Source organism: Bacillus sp. MYb209 (assembly GCF_002975175.1).
GTDB lineage: Bacteria > Bacillota > Bacilli > Bacillales > Bacillaceae_G > Bacillus_A.
This window is the reverse complement of the sequence record NZ_PCNZ01000022.1, coordinates 14,040-32,290: the sequence shown is the minus strand read 5'-3', so window position 1 is coordinate 32,290 and position 18,251 is coordinate 14,040. Positions and strand designations below refer to the sequence as shown.

The window sequence follows — 18,251 nt, the reverse complement described above, 5'->3', positions numbered from 1 at the left end:
ATTACACAAGGATGGCATTTATTTTTGATCGTTACCATATGAAACTGTATATGTTTTATAGCGGAAAATGACAAAACAGAAATAGCTCTTTGATGGAGATAGGCTGCAAAAACATAAATTTCATATTTAAAAAAAGAAAAAAGATTGCCTGTATCCTAATAGGCAATCTTTTTAATCTTTTAATTCTTTTTTAATTTAGTGAGAGTGTCTTAAGAACAGTTGAATTGCTTTTTCAGGTACATAGAATTTCCCGTTGCTTTCTACAACGATGCTTCCTAATTCATAATCTTTTCCATCGATACAGATAATGTTTTTATTAACAGACAATTTTGCCTCTGTATTATTGCGTTTTGCTACAAGTACAGGTTTTGCTATATCTTTTTTGTCAATCGTTACAATTGCACCAATTTGTTTAAAGGCTGTTTCAGCATCTAAAAATAACTTCTTAGTTATTTCTCCTAATTGAAAGCTCATTGCTTTGGCCATTGTCTTCGCAATGTCTGTATTTTGGACTAAACCGTATGGCTTTTGAGGACCGTAAGAGTATAAGAATACATCTTCACCCGTATGACCACCAGTTGTAAAACCGAGGTTCGCACGGTTGGCCAATAATGTAGTAAGGATCGGACCTGCATCAGCTTTCTTATGTGCAGTTTTTAATTTTTCTCTTTCATCATCAGTTAAGTTGTCTAAACCGTATAGAGCAGCTACTTCTTTCATATTAGATAAATCGTCTTTAAGCTTATTTGTAGCACCTTCAAGTGTCACTTTCGCCTTTTTCAGTGGAGCAATGTAAGCTGATACTGGTGTGGTATCATATCCTTTTGTGGTATTGCTGTTACCAATGGAAATACCGCTATTTCCATGATCGGTTAAAGCGATGACCATAGTATTACCATCTTTCTTCGCAAACTCTAACGCTTCGGTAACCGCATCATCAAATGCCAATACATCGCTAATCATCCCGATTGGGTCATTTGCGTGTGCTGCCCAATCTGCCTTACTGCCTTCTACGAATAAGAAGAAACCATCTTTATCTTTTGATAATGTTTGAATTGCTTTGCTCGTCATCTGGGAAAGAGTTGGCTGTGCAGGATGGTTTGCTTCACGATCTATATCGAACGCAAGTGCAGAGCTGGAGAAAGAACCCCAGATTTTATTTGATTTGGAGTTTAATAATGCATCCTTTGTTTCGACAAAGTCGTACCCTTTGTCTTGAATCACTTTTACTAAATCTTCGTTGTCTTTACGGATTCCATTGCTTGTCATAGGCTGGAGTGCTGCCTTTCCACCGCCTAATACAACTTCTATATTTTGATAAACTTGCTGTTCACCAATTACTTCAAAATTTTTGCGGTTAGCATGGTGGGCAGAGAAACTAGCCGGAGTAGCATGCTGAATTTCTGATGTAGCAATAATTCCTGTTGCACGGCCTGAACGTTTTGCACCTTCTAAGACGTTGGCAACTGGACGAAACTTGCATTCTTCTTTGACTGGTTCTAAGCCAGGTGAATTCACAATAGAAGGTAATACGCCCACGTAGCCTGAATTTGATTTATTGCCTGTCGCTAAAGCTGTGGCTGCCGGTGCGGAATCCGTAATAGCTGATTCTGCCGAATACGTACGAACACCCCCTGATACAATTTGATCGAGTGCAAGAGGTGTGCCTTTATACCATCGGGCCAATGTTATGACGGAAGAACTTGTCCCATCCATAACCATGATAATTACGTTTTTTGGTTGTTTCTCAGCTTTTTTTACCTCAGCTTTTACCTCGTTATCGTTCAGCATGTTTCCTGCTGCTAATGAACCTAGTGCTACCGTTCCCGCTAATGTTAGTCCCATTATTTTTTTACGAAGATTAGTCATTGTTGTCCCTCCATAGATTGTTTTCGACATCCCAATCTAGCATTCGTATGTACACATAGTTTTGATTTTTTACTTTTTGTTAGTAGTACCCCATTGTCACGAAACTAATAATAACTATTAAGTCAAAATGTTGGGCACAAAAAGTTAAAATTCAAGCTACTTCTTCAGAAAAATCTTCTCATCACATAACACCTTTTTGTATCCTTAAGTAGTACGGTCTTTCCTATAAAAAGAATCTTCTCTTTATTTTATGGGAAACATTAAAAAAAGGATGGTGGGAAGAATGACAATCGATCGAGTTTGTACAATTGGACCAGCAAGTAATAATAAAGAAACATTAGCCCAGTTAATAGACAATGGTATGAAAATTGTTCGGTTAAATTTATCACATGGCACCCATGAAAGTCATAAAGATATCATTCGTTTAGTAAAATCGTTAGACGATTCTATTAGAATTCTAGGGGATGTACAAGGTCCTAAAATAAGATTGGGTGAAATGAAAGAGGAACAAATTACACTTGGAGCAGGGGAGTTATTTATTTTACATACCAATCCAGTTGAAGGGAATAAAGAAGAAGCAAGTGTTGATTATGTAGGGATTGCGAATGACGTGAAAGTTGGAAGTAGAATTCTTATTAATGATGGAGAAGTTGAGTTAATTGTTGAAAAGGTAAGTGCGGAAAAAATAGAAACGAGGATAAAAACAGGTGGTAATATTGCCTCTCATAAAGGGGTAAACTTACCAGGTGCAATTGTTAGTTTACCAGCTATTACAGAGAAAGATAAAAAAGATATTCAGTTTCTTTTAGAAGAGAATGTTGATTTTATTGCGTGTTCCTTTGTGCGAAAACCTAGTCATATAAAGGAAATACGGGATTTTATACATGAGCATAAAGAAATTTCCCCGAGTTTAATTGCAAAAATAGAAACGATGGAAGCAATCGAGAATTTTCAAGACATATGCCAAGAAGCGGATGGCATTATGATCGCAAGGGGAGATTTAGGTGTGGAATTGCCGTATCAATTTATTCCACTGTTACAAAAAATGATGATTCGTGAGTGCAATCGAACGAATACATATGTAATTACAGCGACACAAATGCTTCAATCTATGGTAGATCACTCTATTCCTACAAGAGCTGAGGTAACTGATGTATTTCAGGCTGTATTGGACGGAACGAATGCTGTTATGCTTTCTGCTGAAAGTGCGTCAGGGGATCATCCAATCGAAAGTGTGAAAACATTACGTCTCGTTTCTGAATTCGCGGAGCATGTAAAAAAAGACGGTCCTTTTGCGATGAAAGATGTATTGGAATTACTACATAAGTCTCTTTAGTTTATATAGAAGGATGTATCTCTCATCCTAAAAACATACGGAAACGAATCAGGGTATGAGGTGCCATTTTAGTATTTACTTACAGATTGAAAGGTGACATGCCAGCTGCCTATATGAAAGAATCATTATGGAACATGGAGGTCTTTCGAAAAGCTAAAGGAGGATTTTAAATTAGCTAATCCAATTATCTAATTTAAAATATATTCATTCCTATTCATAGATGTTATCCTTATAGTTGAATACTTTTGCTGAACCAGCAAGAATTTGTTGTTCTTTCTGTATGAATTCAACTTTTTTATGGAAAGATATGTTAGTAAGTGTATGGTTTGAACGTTTTATTTTTTAGAGTATGATAGGAGGAGAATGAATATGGAAGCAATTGAAGTAGGCGAAATTTTTAGTCTTACCGATGAGAATAATGAAGAACAGGAAGTTGAAGTGCTTGGAGCGATGGATGTCGAAGGAGCAGAATACATTGCGGTTGCCTTTGTAGAAGACATTCAAACAGAAACAGAGGAAGACATTGATATCTTCTTTTTAAAAGTAGAAGAAGATAATGAATTCTCATACATAGAGAATGACGAGGAATTTGAAAAAGTATCTGCGGCGTTTGAGAAGATTATGGACGAGCAAGAACAAGAATAATAATAAAAATAGTTAGAAAAAAGAGGGAGATGCATATCTGCCCTCTTTTTTGTATATGGTTGAAAAATCTTTCTCTAATTTCTGTTTTTCAATCCGCTATGAATCATAAACTTCTTTTGTGTTTGTGGAAGCCGCATCTAATAGAAGGAAAATCGACGCTATAATATGTATAGCGATTTGTATATAGGGAAAGAAAGCAACTAGAGTAGTGAGTATTCCTATATAATTCGCATATGTTTTCATGCCTGCCTTTTTAGCTAATACAATAGTGATGATATGTAAAGTAATTACTATAAGAAACGGTATCCCGTATAAGTCAACTATTCCTTGAAGTAAATAATAAGGAATTAATAAAAGATGAGAGATACCTGTAGTACACTTCAATGTTTTTACGACTGCCCTCAAAGTTAAGTCCTCCTAAATATGTTTGTATGAATATATTACCAAATATAGTGGGTGAATGGATATGTTTTTGTGATTCACATCCAGGTATCGTAATAATATTATTATGTAAACTAATTGGTTTTTTTACTTATTCACTAAAAAAACCACCCAAATGAGGGTGGCACTTATTATATATAGTTATTAAATGTGTTATTTTCCAAGGAAGAAAGGGGAATCTTCAATTCAGTACCTTCTTTCATATTGCGCAGCACAACGGTTTCAGTAGTAATTTCTTCTTCACCAATTATAAGTACGTATGGGATATTCTCTTTATTTGCATAATTAAGGGCACGCTTTAATTTGCGTCCTGCTAGTTCGAGTTCAACTTTTAATGAAGTAGTGTTACGTAATTGCTTTGCAATTTGTAAGCATTGTAATTCTGTCCCAAGTGGGATGATAAAAAGATCCGCTGTAGATGATGTTGTTTCTTTCTGTGATAGAGCTGTATAAATAACATCTAAACCGAATGAAATCCCTACAGTTGGATAGCTCATATTATCACCACGGAACGCTCCGATTATATTATCATAACGACCACCACTACCTATGCTTGATGTGATACTGCCATCTTGTAAAAAGATTTCATACACAGTGCCTGTATACATTGTGAGTCCTCTTGCTAAAAACGGATTGAATATCGTATTTTCATTTATTCCGAGAGCGAGTAAGTATTGCTGTAATTGTTGCAATTCGTTTACTCCATCGGTAACAAGTGTATTATTGAAAGTTTCTTTAAAGTCGGCAATAGTAAGTTTTAGGCAAGATAAAACGGTATTACATATTGTATCGGCCATTTCTACAGAAATTCCACGCTCCAATACATCTTTTCGTACACCATCAATCCCAATCTTTTCGATTTTATCCAATGATAAAATTACGTCACTCGTTAATTCAGTAGGGATGTTAATAGACTCGAGAATACCATTTAATAATTTTCGATTATTATATTGAATCGTTACTTCTAAGTTTAACGTTCGGAATAGGTCAAATGCCATGCTCATGAGCTCAGCTTCTGCCATGACAGACTCTACACCAACTATATCAACATCACATTGAATGAATTCACGAAATCTCCCTTGTTTAATCGGACCATCTCGAAATACTTTTCCAATTTCATATCGTTTAAAAGGAAGGCGGATATTTGGGTTCATCGCGACAACTTTGGCGAATGGAATTGTTAAATCGTAACGTAAGGCAAGCTCGCGTTTTCCTTGATCCTGAAGTGTATATATTTCTTTTAAAATTTCATCACCACCACCGTATTTGTATGACATAAGTTCATACATATTTAACGTTGGTGTTTCTAAAGGCTTACATCCATATCGTTCAAATGTATCTTCACATGCTCTTTTAATTTTATTTCGCAGCACTTGTTCCTCTGGTAAATAGTCTTTTGTCCCTTTTACATTTTTCATTTCCATTGTAATCACTCCTCTTTTAAATTAAAAAAAGCTATGCAGGTATAAAAATACCCACATAGCTTTATGAACGCTTCGTGGGTCAACAGGAAAAGCCCTGTACCCACGAAGAAAAATTTTCTTCGGATACACGGCGTTACGTATGATGATGAAGTTGGAAAGAAGTATTGAAAGTACACATATGAAATCTCTCCTTAATAAGTTTTTTACAAAGTATAACAAATGATTTTTGAAATATCAATATTTTCAGTTTTGAAGGAAGCGTATTAATTTTACAGTACCTACAGAATGTTTTCCGTTCGTGCCATTTTAATGGCTTCTTCACGGTTGTTGACACCAAGCTTTGAGTAGAGATTTGAACAGTAATTACGAATCGTTCCCTCCGATAAAAGCAGTTTAGCGGCAATTGATTTGTAGCGTAGCCCGTTTGATAGATGCTCTAAAATTTCCATTTCGCGTTTTGTAAGTCCGTACGGGTAAGTTTGTTTAGTCGATCCGATTTTTTCTAATTGCTCACGTTGACGTTTCATTTTCTCAAAAACTCGCGTAGCAACCGATTGGTCAATCCAAGTTCCTCCGTTATAAATAAGTTTCAAAGCTTCTTTCATTTCCTGTGGATGAATAGATTTCAACATGTATCCTTCAGCGCCATGCTCTAGTGCAGTTGCTGCTTGTAAGGAATCTTCAAACGTTGTCATAAGAACAATCTTCATATTAGGCCAACGTCGCTTCATTTCTAGTAAAGCTTCAATACCATTCATTTCTGGCATTTGAATGTCCATTAGTACAATGTCAGGCTGTAATTGTTCACATAGTTTTAAAGCTTCAGCTCCATCGTGTGCTTTACCAACAACAGTAAAATCAGTGTGATGCTCTAAAATTTGCTCTAAACTATTTGTAATAAGTTCCTGATCATCAACGACCAATAAGCGAATAATGTTATGTACAAGCTCTGTTTGTAATGGAATATTACAAACGATGAATGTTCCTTGCTCAGTACTAGAATGAACAGATAATGCCCCCTGAACTTGTTCAAGTCGTTCTTTCATTCCACTGAGGCCAAAGCCAAATTGAATTTCTTCCATTCCAATACCGTTATCTTCAATTTGCAATCGAAGTTGTTGTCCGTCGAAATGCAGTTGAACGGATATGGTGCTCGCTTTACCGTGCCGAACAGCGTTTGTTAACGACTCCTGAAGACAACGATATAGGCAAAAATTCACTTTTTGCATCACAAGAGTTTCATTGCCAATCGTACGAAATGTAACGGTTGTACCTGTAGATTTTATAAATTCTTCTGTTAATTGGTGCAGTGATTCACTTAATGAATTACTAAGTGGATTATGAGATAGCTCGTGTAGATGCTTTCGAATGTCATCTAGACTACGCTGAGCAATGCTGATAAGTGAATCAATTCTTTCAAACTGTGAATTCGGTACTGATGATTTTAGTGATGTGACGCCAGCGATGAGAGAAGTAAGTGTATGACCAATTGTGTCATGTAGCTCATGTGACAATCGATTACGCTCTTCTATTAGAGTAAGCTCTTCAATCCTTTTAATATGTTGTTCTAATAGTAGTTTTTGCTCTTCAATAATTCGAGATTGTTTATGATACTGAATTAATATATTAAAAGAAACGCCAATGGCAAAACCGATACTACAACTAACAATCATTTCGTATGGCGACCGCCCGGCAATCAAGGCGTTCAATAATGGGAATACAAATCCACAAAAAATACCGCTCCATATATAATTATTTTGATTACTACATAGGCCAATAGTGATTACGAGTAAAATGAAAGGCCAAAGTAAATTTGGGGCTACGGATGCTAAATAAAGATAAAAACAACCTGCGGTGATAATATCGAATGCAGGGTACCATTCTGTTTTCTTATATCGAATAATTAATGGTACAAGGTAAACGACAAAAGCGAGAGCAAGTACGATTATACTTGACGTATGAATGAATGATGGAAACATAAAATTAGTACCGATGATAACAATTAGCCAAACTGTTCGTATGAGCACAAATATCCAGTCATACCAAATCCATTTTTTTGTGAATGAGAACATAAATTAAGCACCTACTTATATTTTAAGATTAATTATCTAATGATTCAGACTCATCATGTAACATATCTTTTAAATCGTCAATAGAAAGACAGACAACAAAGCATGTCATATGAAGCAGTTGACAGTTTGTCACATGTTTTATGTGACAGAGTTGCACATAGTGTCACGAGTAAATTAAAGCATTTTGTCACTATGTTATTTAACAATATTGAAGTTAAGGTGAGTGTGTGAAGCAACAGAAAAATTCAAAATAATAGGAGCGATGCATTATGAAATCATTCATCATTAAAAAAGGAACTGCACTTACTTTAACAGCAACTATATTGGTTGGAGCGCTAGCAATACCTTCTTATGGAAACATACAAGCGGTGAATAAAAAGACATCAACCGAGCAAGCTGTTGATAAAGCTGCCGATGCGGCAAATATTCCAGGAGTTATTGTTACTGTAAAAAATGGAGAGGCGAGCTGGTCATATGCTTCTGGTGAAGCAAATATTGAGAGGAATCATAAGGTAGATGCTGACTCTGCTTTCAGAATCGGGAGCACAACGAAGACGTTTGTAGCTACAGTTGCATTGCAGCTTGCTGGAGAGAAGAAACTAAGTCTAGATGATACGGTAGAGAAATGGTTGCCGGGACTTATAAAAGGGAAAGGCTATGATGGTAACAAAATTACGATTCGTCAATTATTAAATCATACAAGCGGAATTGCGGATTACTTGACTCCAGATCTTAAAGCGAAATTAATAGAGAATCCAAGTGAGAATTATAGACCGGAACAATTAATTTCCCGTGCCTTAGAATTAGAACCGGTAAAAGGCTGGTCATACTCGAATACGAATATGGTTATTGTAGGATTGATTATTCAGAAGATAACAGGGGAATCATATGCCGAGCAGATAAAAAAACGAATTATTGAACCTCTTAGTTTAAAAGAAACGGTCCTTCCTGGAAGTTCGATGGATATTCCGAAAAAAAATGCCCGTGGCTACTTGAATACGGGAGATAAATTAGTAGATATTACTTTGTTTAATCCATCATTTGCTAATGCTAGTGGTGAAATGATTTCGACAGGAGAAAATATGACAACGTTCTTCCGTGCCTTATTAAGTGGTAAACTACTGACACCGGAGATACAGAAGGAAATGGTGACTAACACAGTTGATACCTCATTAGGAAAGTATGGGCTTGGCATTCACGCAACAAAATTGCCAGACGGTACTGAAGTATGGGGACATGGTGGTGGTATTCCTGGTTTTACTAACTTTGCTGGTGGAACGGAAGATGGTCAACATGTTATCTCGATAAACATTAATGTATTAGGAGCAGAAAAACAGATTAACAATATATTAGCTTCAGAATTTGCAGCAAAATCAAAAAAGGAACCTACGGATAAGGAAAAGAAAAGTAATCATAGAGAAGAAGTTAAATACGTAATGGATCGAGTAGTAACGAATAAAAAAATCCCAAGTGTTATAGCTGGCGGATTAAAGGATGGAAAGCGGTGGTCTCACGCTACAGGGACGGCAAGTTATGAAATACCACGCCCAGTGGAACCGAATTTTTCATTCCGTATCGGAAGTATTACTAAGGCATTCACAGCTTCTGTTGTACTGCAATTGGCTGAAGAGAAACAATTAAACCTTGATGATTCAGTCGAAAAATGGTTGCCAGGAGTCGTACAGGGTAACGGATATGATGGAAATAAAATTACAATTCGTCAGTTGTTGAATCATACAAGTGGAATTGCAACCAATATAGATAAGGATATGCGAGATCTTACACTGCCCCAAAACCCATTTCGTTACTATAGTACCGATGAACTTATCAGTTTAGCACTTGCAAAGCCGCCTGTATTTGCACCAGGGGAGGGCTGGGACTATTCGAACACAAATACTGTTATAGCTGGGAAGATTATTCAAAAGGTAACAGGAGATACGTATGCGGAGCAAATTAGAAAAAGATTCATTGAGCCACTGGGGTTAAAAGAGACATTCGTAATGGAAGCAAGTCCGCACATACCAGGTGAACATGCTACAGGATATAGTATGGATAGATCGGGTCGTTTATATGATTTGACAGAAATAAATCAGTCATGGGCGAATGCAGCTGGAGATATGGTTTCAACAGTGAAAGATTTGACTACCTTCTTCAGTGCACTGTTGGGTGGAAAGCTTCTAAATCAAGAGCTAATGGATCAGATGTTCAAAACAGTAGATTCACCTATAGGTAAGGTTGGACTAGGAATTTATGAAGAAAAAACACCGGACGGACAATCATATTGGGGGCATGCTGGTGGGACTTATGGATTTGAAACGAGGGTCGGTGGACCTATTGGAGGAGAGCATATTTTAGTAACTGCTATCAATGCAGTAGGTCCGGAGGTTATTGAGGGGAGGGATAAAATATTTAATAAGGAGTTTGGACGTTAAATGTAAAACTGACATCAAGCCTTTTATTTGAAGGTGAGAGTCGGTTTTCTTTTTGCTCTCTTAGTACCTTTAAGTTGAGGATGTTTAGAGTCAAAACCTAATAATTAAAGTTTTACTTTAAATTGAACAATATGTGAAGTTTTGTAGGAGAATTTGAAAAAGGTGTATAATAAAAGGAAAATTAATGATGTGAAATAAATTTCTATGTATTAAAAGGAGAACCTCATGAAAAAAGATAAAACAAATGCAATGCGAATATTAGATAAAGAAAAAATTGAATATTCGATGATGTCATACGATCCGGATGATGGAAAAATTGATGGCGTTTCAGTTGCTGGCAAAATTGGTAGAGAAGTGAGAGAAGTATTTAAAACGCTTATCGCTCAAGGGAATAGTAAAGATTATCATGTGTTTATTATCCCGGTAGATGAGGAACTAAATTTAAAAGCTGCCGCAAAAGCAGTAAGTGAAAAGAAGATTGAAATGATTCCTGTAAAAGATATTACGAAAGTGTCAGGATATATTCGCGGCGGTTGTTCACCAGTAGGGATGAAGAAGTTATTTTCTACATGTATTGATGAGAGCGCACAATCACTCGAAACGATCATTGTAAGCGGCGGGAAAATTGGCGTGCAAATTGAGCTTAAAGTTGAAGATTTGGCGAAAGTAACGAGAGCGCAGTTTGGAGAAGTAACGAAATAAATAGTGAAATTTAAAGAGATATAGAATCCTTACATATTTGAAAAAAGAAGTGTTAGTAAACCTATGAATTTGAAATACAATCCTTATTTAGGCTTAATTTCTAAAGAACTCTTTAATAAAAATCCCACAGCATATTATAAATATGTTGTGGGATTTTTCTACTTGAACCTCTAAAATTAAGCAACTTCATTATTTTTAAAATCAAGTGTATTGAAAGAAAAAGATAAAACTCTATTCTTTAATAAACTTTGCAACAGAACACTATACAGTTATATAACTTTAAGGAGAACTCATTGTACTCCATATTTTTGATAAATGAACTAATTCTAGTTTAGTATATGGAATTCGAGTTTTTCGTGGATGAATCCATTGGGAAACAATATTTTTCACCTGTTAACCATTCAAAAACGAACGTTTTTAGATAATTTAATAAAAATGTTCATATTTTTATTGTGTATTCACTAATAGTTTGTTATATTATCAATATAATAATTTTAAATAACATCACTCGTATATACTCGGTAATATGGTCCGAGCGTTTCTACCTAGTTCCCAATGAAAGAACTGGACTACGGGTTAAAGTATTCGGTCGTTCGGTGTATTGAGCGCTGCCGATCTATAATTTAGCAATGGTCTCATCTTTTGCTTAATTAACTTTGACTACCGTAGTTCTAGAAAGTAGAGATTCTTCTACAATTTCTAGAACTTTTTTCTTTGGACCAAAACCCCGAGTATATGAAACAACAAGAGAAAGAGGAGAGATTATTTATGAAGAAAAATCTGTTGAAAAAATATGCTTCCCTAGCAACTACTATCGCATTGTCATTCTGAATACTTGCAGGATGTAATGCTAGTCCAAAAAAAGTAGCGGAGGCAAAAAGCACTCAAAACCCTATCTTAATTCAAGGCCCAATGCCAATAGAAGTTGAAAAATTTGCAAAAAGGTTAAAAAATGTGAAAGAAGAAAAATCTGGGAGTTTTGTATTTTATAAAGGAACTGTAGACAATTATCCTGTAATCGTTGCGAAAACAGGTAAAGGAATGGAAAATACAGCAGCCGCTACAGCAGTGGCTATTGAAAAATATAAGCCTATAGCGATTATTAACCAAGGAACATCAGGTGGACATGATCCTAATTTAAATGTATTTGATATTGTTTTAGGAAAAAAAGTCGCGAATATAGGTTCATTAAAAACAACAAATATGGATGAGAACCAAGGGATTGAACCGACAAAATGGATATCTATGGACTTAATGGCTTCTGAAGGGAGTGCAGGAGAAGATCCAAATGCTGAGAAAATCCGATACTACGAGGGAGATAAGGATTTACTTGCAGCAGCTAATGCAGTAAAAGATAAATATACAAAAGGTAAAGTGGTGGAAGGTACTATAGGTTCAGCAGATGTTTGGAATAATGAAGTTGATAGAATTAAGTGGTTCCATACAAAATACGGTACATCTGTAGAAGAAATGGAAGGCGCTGCCGCAGCGCAAATCGCAAAAGCTTATGACGTACCATTCTTAGGGATTCGAGTATTATCTAACAATAAAACAAACGGCGGAAAATACAACCCAAATACAGCAGCGGCAAATCAAGAATATGTATATGAAGTAGTTAAAAAATATATAGATTTGATGCCAAATAAATAAAATCAGTTCTATTCTTATCATAAACGTCAAGTAACTCCAAAAGTTTCTGAGACAGATAGACCTATCTTAGGAATGGTTGTTGGAAAAGAAAAGCTTGTTTCTTATTAAAAAAAGATAAGAAATGAGCTTTTTTATTTAAAATGAATTGAGTAATTAGTTTATAGCGTTAATGTGTAATAGTGAATATCATAATAATATAATGGAGGTGAATGTAATATGGCTTTTACTACGGGTCCTATTGAAAACTTGGGAAATCAACCTGCTAATGCAAATAGAGTTAGGGTGAAAATCCTTAACCGTACTGCGGGCCCACTTACTGGAGTAGCTAGAGTTTTTAGACTTGACGGTTCAATAGTATTAATTGAACAGGTAAACTTCAATGTGAATTCTAATACTTCTGTTATTGAAACTCTAAGTTTAGTTCATCCTGCTTTTGGACAAGCATTTGAATATGAAGTTCAAATTGTTCCTAATCAACCTGGTGGACTATATAGTGTTTATGGAATAACAGCTGAAAGTGTTATCATTACTGCACAACGTGTTGTGAACTCAGAATTAACACAGTTTCTTTAATTAAAATAGATTGGTGCCTACATGGTATCCAATCTATTTTTGTACTTATTCTTCAGAGGAAGAAGGGTTTTACACAAAAAATAAAGACGGTTATGGAAATAAGGAAAAGTCGAGCTATCATCTTGATTTTTATTATTTCTGTCCTAGACTCTATATGTTTTGTTGCACGGTTTTCTTTGAATGATTTTTATTCAAAATGTTTTTATGAGAGATTCAACAAATATGTATAATTGCATAAAAAAATTGAAATTTATAAGTTATCATTAAACTACTTTTTACTTTAAGAGAATAGTTTAATGATTTTTACTAGAGAAGAATATTCTTTGTGAAAAGTGAAATTGTTTATGTAATAGATGAAACTGAAATTTAGGAGAACAGGATGAAGAAGAAACTATGTACATAGGCTCTTTTGATTAATCAATTCAAATTATATTTTAAAGGGGAAATGGGTATATGAAGTTCCGAAACACAAAACTTGCTATGGTTACACTATCTTCATTTTTTATTTTAGGCTCTGCATCTCTATCATTCACAGATATCATACATGGTGAAGTAGTTTCTGCCTCTTCACAAGTAGATACGTTTTCAGCACAAGAGATTACTGTAAAAAACTATGACGATACATATTATAATAACGCTATAGGAAAAACGGGTTTAGAATTAAAGAAGGAACTTCATAATGTTATTGATAATCATACAAAGATATCATACAGTGCGGTTTGGGAAGCGCTAAGAGATACTGATGAAGATCCAAATAATAAAAATAATGTGTTACTCTTATATACTGGGCGTTCGCAAGGGAAATTTACGAATGGTTCAGGAGTTGATAACTGGAACCGAGAGCATGTTTGGGCAAAATCTCACGGTGATTTTGGAACGGCTGCAGGACCTGGAACAGATCTGCATCATTTAAGAGCGACGGATGTATCTGTAAACAGTTCACGTGGAAATCTGGATTTTGATAATGGTGGTGTGAATCATTCGGAAGCGACGGAATGTAAATATGATAGTGATTCTTGGGAACCTCGTGATAATGTAAAAGGAGATATTGCTAGAATGCTGTTTTACATGGCTGTTCGTTACGAAGGAGACAACGGCGAAATAGACTTAGAACTAAATGCAAAGGTGAATAACAATAAAGATCCATACATGGGGAAACTATCTGTTTTACTAAAATGGAATGAGCAAGACCCGGTCGATGATTTAGAGCGAAAGCGTAATGAAGTAATTTTTACAAAATATCAACATAATCGCAATCCTTTTATTGATCATCCTGAATGGGTGAATAAAATTTGGAACTAAGATGTTTAAAGGTATTATACTTTGATAGAAGGGATTGATCATTATGATCAATCCCTTCTTATGTTTATGCTAGAACAAATGGTTTTCATAGGAGTGGAATAGATTATAATAAAGCTTTTTACTTAAAGCAATAGTTTCAAGTGGTAAGCTTTATTTTCCTTCATTTGTATATGACTTTCACCGTACATACAAATTATTGCAACATTAGACAGGGAAACGAAAAAAATCCAAGAATATGTAATATAAAAGGAAAAGAAAAGAGGGAAAGAGATGTGGAAAACTACGGATCTATGTGATGAATTTGAACAGGAATTACAAATATGTCGCCAGTCTTTTCAATCTTATGGGAAGAAAGAACAATTCTATGGGAAAATCGCAACGGTAAAAGTGAAGGATGATAATGTACTAGTAAAAGAGGGGTTACAAACACTGCCGGAAGGAACAGTATTAGTTGTTGATGGTGAAGCTTCTAAAAATTGTGCGTTACTCGGTGATAATTTAGCAGCTATTGCGGAAGAAAGAAACTTAGCAGGAATTATTGTAAATGGATATGTTCGTGATTCTAGGGAGCTAAAAACTATTAATATCGGTATTTTAGCATTAGGGACGATGCCAAATAGAAGTATAAAAGAAGGAAAAGGAGAAAGAAATATTCCATTGCAATTTGGTGAAGTTGAATGGAAACCGAATGAATATGTTTATGTAGATGAAGATGGAATTATTGTTAGTGATAAAAGCTTACATAGTGAGGGGTGACTTCTATTTAATGGAAGCTTATTAAGCTATTATTCTTAGAAAATAAATCCGATAAAGCATGGACAAAATTCTTTGTCAATAGTAAAATAATACAGAAATTTAAAATTTACGAATGTATAGGTTTATCGTTTTACGATAACTTGATTGGAAGTAAATTTTGCCTAGAAAAGTGAATGTTATCACAATGGTGCGTTCATAAACGAAATTATTTTTCCTATACAAATATAGCCGCGAATAATGCGGGTAGGAGGTGTTGTACATTTTGTTCGACACTTACAAAAAGAGAGTGTCAACCGCACGCCCTTAAAGGGTCTTTTTTTGTGTAAATGTTAGTAAAGGGAGGGGATTTTGGGATGGCAATGTTAAAGAAATGGCTGCTTACATCATTAATGGCAGTGGCACTTGTATTTGTTTCTTTTGCGAATACAGTACATATTACGTTTGCTGAAGGAAAGACAGCGAAACTTGCAATTATTGGTGAATCACAAAAAGGAATTATGTTATGTCCAAAAGAAGTTTCCATTGAAGATGGAGAAACGGCTTTTAGTTTGCTACAAAAAGTCATGGGTGACAAAGTAACATCTGAAAGTATGTCATTTGGAACGTATATAAAGGGCATCGATGGATTAATGGCCGGAGCAACGAGCGGTTGGTTGTATGATGTAAATGACAAATCTGCAGAAGTTGGGGCGGATAGTTATAAATTAGAGTCTGGGGATGTTGTTGCATTTCGTTACGTTGCAGACTGGAGCAATATGAGTCAAGAAACATTGCAACAAACGTTAGATAAATTTGGCACTTGTAAAACTGTAGAAGAGCCAAAACCAGAGGAACCGAAAACAGAAAAACCAGATGGTAAACCAGAGGAACCAAAACCAGAAGAACCGAAAACAGAAAAACCAGATGGTAACACAGAGGAACCAAAACTAGAAGATAAAACACCAGAACAACCAAATCAAGAGAAAGTCGAAATTCCAGCAACACAATTAAACGAAGCGATTTCTAAAACATCAGAAAAGATGTTACAAGATGGAATTGGTAGTGATTGGGTTGCGATTGGACTTGCTCGTTCAGGTGTAAATGTTCCACTTGAAACGAAAATAAACTATGTTAAGCCAGTAGCTGAAAAGGTTAAGAAGCGTTTAAATCGTTTTTCAGCAACAGATTTAGCTAGAACGATTATTATGATGAATGCAATGAACGTAGATCCTACAAAGGTAGAGGGACAAAATTTAGTACAAAATTTATTTGAATCAGATAAAGTGAATTCCGTTACAGGATACGCATTTACATTACTTGCATTAGATACAAAGAAATATGAGGTTCCAGTTGAAGCGAAATGGAATCGAGCTGCTTTAGTACAAGCACTTTTACAAGCGCAGCATACAGACGGTGGCTGGACATATGATAGTTCAAGTAGTAAAGAAAGTGCTAGTAACGTTGATGTAACAAGTATGGTATTAGCAGCATTAGCTCCTTATCAAGAACAACAAGACGTTAAGCCAGCTATTCAAAAAGCTGTGGATTACTTATATAAGCAGCAGTTAGACAATGGTGGTTTTGCCGCTGATGGACAAGAGAATTCTAATAGTACTGCACAAGCAATTATTGGACTATCGTTAGTTAAAGATGTAGATCACAATCGTCTTAATAAAGCAGTACAAAATTTAATGTCATATCAGCTTCCAAATGGTGAGTTCAAATGGTTACCAAGTGATCAAAACGGTAGTGGAATGGCTACAGAGCAAGCGTTTTTAGCGTTACTTCAGTTTAAAGAGCTTGGAAAATCGTTTTATGATTGGTCAAATGTAGTAGAGAATGAAATCGATACGAAACCAATTGTAGAACCAGAACCAACTGTAGAAGAAAAAGAAGTTGTAGAACAACCGAAACAACAAGAAGAGTTACAAAAACAACCAAAAGATGAAAATCTAAAAGTTGTTGTAGATAACGAACGAGTTAATAAAGAAACAAATAAGAATAAGAATCAATTACCACAAACAGGAGCATCTTCTCATAGTGCAGCTACACAAGTAGGTATGGGTGTATTATGTATTGCTTCTGCATATGTATTATGGAGACGTAAAGCAGCTTAACAAAAATCAGGAGCAATCATTTGCTCCTAATTTTATTATAAAAGGTGAGGGCTAATAATGAGTGGGGATGAACAAAATCTCCACTCATTAAAGTTTCACTTTATTATGAAAGGTGAGGGGCAGCATGAGTAAGATGAAATGGTTCATTTCTTTAGTTCTTTCATTGGGATTATTAGCCGGATGTGAAGAAACGGCTGTAAAGCCTGAGAAGAAGCCAGAACCGAAGCAAGAAGAGCAAAAAGAAGTAGCGAAACAGGAAGAGAAACAAGCTGAACCGGAACAGAAACAACAAGAAGAGCAGAAAGATAAAGAAGAACAAAAAGTAGAAGAGAAACAAAAAGTAGAAGAGAAACAAAAAGAAGCAAAAGCGCAGGAACAACCTGAAGTAAAGAAAGAAGAGAAACCAAAGGAACAGCCTGCTGCAAATAAACAACCGGAACAACAAAAAGTACAAGAAGAGAAACCTCAGCAACCGAAAGCTCCAGAGGTTAAAGAAGAAGCAAAGGTTGTTAATCAGCCGAAAGAAACACCAAAGCAGGAACAAAAAGTAGACCCGAATAAAGAGGAGAAAAACATACCAACTCCGACAATACCAAAACCTGAACCACCAAAACCAGATCCAGTACCAGTACCGCAAGCGAAACAAGTTACTATCTCAGTAAAAGGAAATGAAGGATATTTATTAGGTGCGAAGAAGGTTGATGTACAAGAAGGCGACACTGTTTATAGTGTGCTAGAGAGCACAGGATTAGAACTTGATGTAATGGGATCTAAAGGTGATATTTATGTAAAAGGTATTAATAATTTATATGAAAAAGATGTTACTGATACGAGTGGATGGAAATACCGTGTGAACGGTGCTTTTCCAAACTATAGTGCTGGTGTAGTTAAAGTAAAACCAGGAGATACAATCGAGTGGGTGTATGTATTAAAATAGGAAAGGATCTTCGGTA

Annotated in this window: 13 protein-coding genes, 1 pseudogene and 1 riboswitch; of the genes and pseudogenes, 10 read left to right on the top strand and 4 right to left on the bottom strand. The window is 35.5% G+C overall.

Features of this window, described 5'->3' with window-relative positions; translation table 11 throughout:
* Window positions 1-195: 195 nt before the first annotated feature.
* Complete coding sequence (locus CQZ94_RS23380) at window positions 196-1,869, bottom strand: alkaline phosphatase (protein WP_105587295.1); 1,674 nt, start codon at window positions 1,867-1,869, stop codon at window positions 196-198.
* A gap of 283 nt (window positions 1,870-2,152) precedes the next feature.
* Between CQZ94_RS23380 and CQZ94_RS23375 the strand changes: the two genes are divergently transcribed.
* Both CQZ94_RS23375 and CQZ94_RS23370 read left to right on the top strand, forming a co-directional pair.
* Window positions 2,153-3,205, top strand: coding sequence for a pyruvate kinase (locus CQZ94_RS23375; protein ID WP_105587294.1), 1,053 nt, complete (start codon window positions 2,153-2,155; stop codon window positions 3,203-3,205).
* A gap of 363 nt (window positions 3,206-3,568) precedes the next feature.
* Window positions 3,569-3,850: a DUF1292 domain-containing protein gene (locus tag CQZ94_RS23370; protein WP_002013967.1), complete on the top strand. Its 282-nt coding sequence runs from the start codon at window positions 3,569-3,571 to the stop codon at window positions 3,848-3,850.
* Window positions 3,851-3,946: 96 nt separating this feature from the next.
* Here CQZ94_RS23370 and CQZ94_RS23365 read toward each other — a convergent pair whose 3' ends face one another.
* From CQZ94_RS23365 to CQZ94_RS23355, 3 genes are all read right to left on the bottom strand, one after another.
* Window positions 3,947-4,255: a hypothetical protein gene (locus CQZ94_RS23365; RefSeq protein WP_105587293.1), complete on the bottom strand. Its 309-nt coding sequence runs from the start codon at window positions 4,253-4,255 to the stop codon at window positions 3,947-3,949.
* A gap of 167 nt (window positions 4,256-4,422) precedes the next feature.
* Window positions 4,423-5,715, bottom strand: coding sequence for a histidine--tRNA ligase (locus CQZ94_RS23360; RefSeq protein WP_105587292.1), 1,293 nt, complete (start codon window positions 5,713-5,715; stop codon window positions 4,423-4,425).
* Between the two features lie 278 nt (window positions 5,716-5,993).
* On the bottom strand, window positions 5,994-7,787 hold the full coding sequence (locus tag CQZ94_RS23355; RefSeq protein ID WP_105587291.1) for a helix-turn-helix transcriptional regulator: 1,794 nt from the start codon (window positions 7,785-7,787) through the stop codon (window positions 5,994-5,996).
* Window positions 7,788-8,056: 269 nt separating this feature from the next.
* Here CQZ94_RS23355 and CQZ94_RS23350 point away from each other — a divergent pair, with 269 nt between their 5' ends.
* From CQZ94_RS23350 to CQZ94_RS23315, 8 genes and pseudogenes are all read left to right on the top strand, one after another.
* Entirely contained in the window at window positions 8,057-10,219 is a 2,163-nt protein-coding gene (locus CQZ94_RS23350) for a serine hydrolase domain-containing protein (protein ID WP_105587290.1), read from the top strand.
* Window positions 10,220-10,444: 225 nt separating this feature from the next.
* Entirely contained in the window at window positions 10,445-10,921 is a 477-nt protein-coding gene (gene ybaK, locus CQZ94_RS23345; RefSeq protein ID WP_105587289.1) for a Cys-tRNA(Pro) deacylase, read from the top strand.
* Between the two features lie 488 nt (window positions 10,922-11,409).
* Window positions 11,410-11,513, top strand: a riboswitch (purine riboswitch).
* A gap of 176 nt (window positions 11,514-11,689) precedes the next feature.
* A pseudogene (locus CQZ94_RS23340) lies at window positions 11,690-12,571 on the top strand (5'-methylthioadenosine/S-adenosylhomocysteine nucleosidase).
* Window positions 12,572-12,787: 216 nt separating this feature from the next.
* A complete protein-coding gene (locus CQZ94_RS23335; protein ID WP_105587288.1) occupies window positions 12,788-13,144 on the top strand; it encodes an ATPase in 357 nt (118 codons plus the stop codon).
* A 453-nt stretch (window positions 13,145-13,597) separates the two neighbouring features.
* A complete protein-coding gene (locus tag CQZ94_RS23330) occupies window positions 13,598-14,446 on the top strand; it encodes an endonuclease I family protein (protein ID WP_105587287.1) in 849 nt (282 codons plus the stop codon).
* Between the two features lie 270 nt (window positions 14,447-14,716).
* Window positions 14,717-15,202, top strand: coding sequence for a ribonuclease E activity regulator RraA (rraA, locus tag CQZ94_RS23325; RefSeq protein WP_105587286.1), 486 nt, complete (start codon window positions 14,717-14,719; stop codon window positions 15,200-15,202).
* 353 nt (window positions 15,203-15,555) lie between these two features.
* A complete protein-coding gene (locus CQZ94_RS23320; protein ID WP_258166037.1) occupies window positions 15,556-17,298 on the top strand; it encodes a DUF4430 domain-containing protein in 1,743 nt (580 codons plus the stop codon).
* Between the two features lie 124 nt (window positions 17,299-17,422).
* The gene (locus tag CQZ94_RS23315) at window positions 17,423-18,235 is read left to right on the top strand and encodes a DUF4430 domain-containing protein (RefSeq protein ID WP_105587284.1); all 813 of its coding nucleotides are present in this window, start codon (window positions 17,423-17,425) and stop codon (window positions 18,233-18,235) included.
* Window positions 18,236-18,251 lie beyond the last annotated feature (16 nt).

Excerpts from the sequence above, each read along its gene's own strand:
- CQZ94_RS23355 (WP_105587291.1), bottom strand. The coding sequence starts at position 7,787 with ATGTTCTCATTCACAAAAAAATGGATTTGGTATGACTGGATATTTGTG.
- CQZ94_RS23335 (WP_105587288.1), top strand. The coding sequence starts at position 12,788 with ATGGCTTTTACTACGGGTCCTATTGAAAACTTGGGAAATCAACCTGCT.
- CQZ94_RS23360 (WP_105587292.1), bottom strand. The coding sequence starts at position 5,715 with ATGGAAATGAAAAATGTAAAAGGGACAAAAGACTATTTACCAGAGGAA.
- CQZ94_RS23370 (WP_002013967.1), top strand. The coding sequence starts at position 3,569 with ATGAATATGGAAGCAATTGAAGTAGGCGAAATTTTTAGTCTTACCGAT.
- rraA (WP_105587286.1), top strand. The coding sequence starts at position 14,717 with ATGTGGAAAACTACGGATCTATGTGATGAATTTGAACAGGAATTACAA.
- CQZ94_RS23375 (WP_105587294.1), top strand. The coding sequence starts at position 2,153 with ATGACAATCGATCGAGTTTGTACAATTGGACCAGCAAGTAATAATAAA.
- CQZ94_RS23320 (WP_258166037.1), top strand. The coding sequence starts at position 15,556 with ATGGCAATGTTAAAGAAATGGCTGCTTACATCATTAATGGCAGTGGCA.
- CQZ94_RS23350 (WP_105587290.1), top strand. The coding sequence starts at position 8,057 with ATGAAATCATTCATCATTAAAAAAGGAACTGCACTTACTTTAACAGCA.
- CQZ94_RS23330 (WP_105587287.1), top strand. The coding sequence starts at position 13,598 with ATGAAGTTCCGAAACACAAAACTTGCTATGGTTACACTATCTTCATTT.
- CQZ94_RS23380 (WP_105587295.1), bottom strand. The coding sequence starts at position 1,869 with ATGACTAATCTTCGTAAAAAAATAATGGGACTAACATTAGCGGGAACG.
- CQZ94_RS23315 (WP_105587284.1), top strand. The coding sequence starts at position 17,423 with ATGAGTAAGATGAAATGGTTCATTTCTTTAGTTCTTTCATTGGGATTA.
- ybaK (WP_105587289.1), top strand. The coding sequence starts at position 10,445 with ATGAAAAAAGATAAAACAAATGCAATGCGAATATTAGATAAAGAAAAA.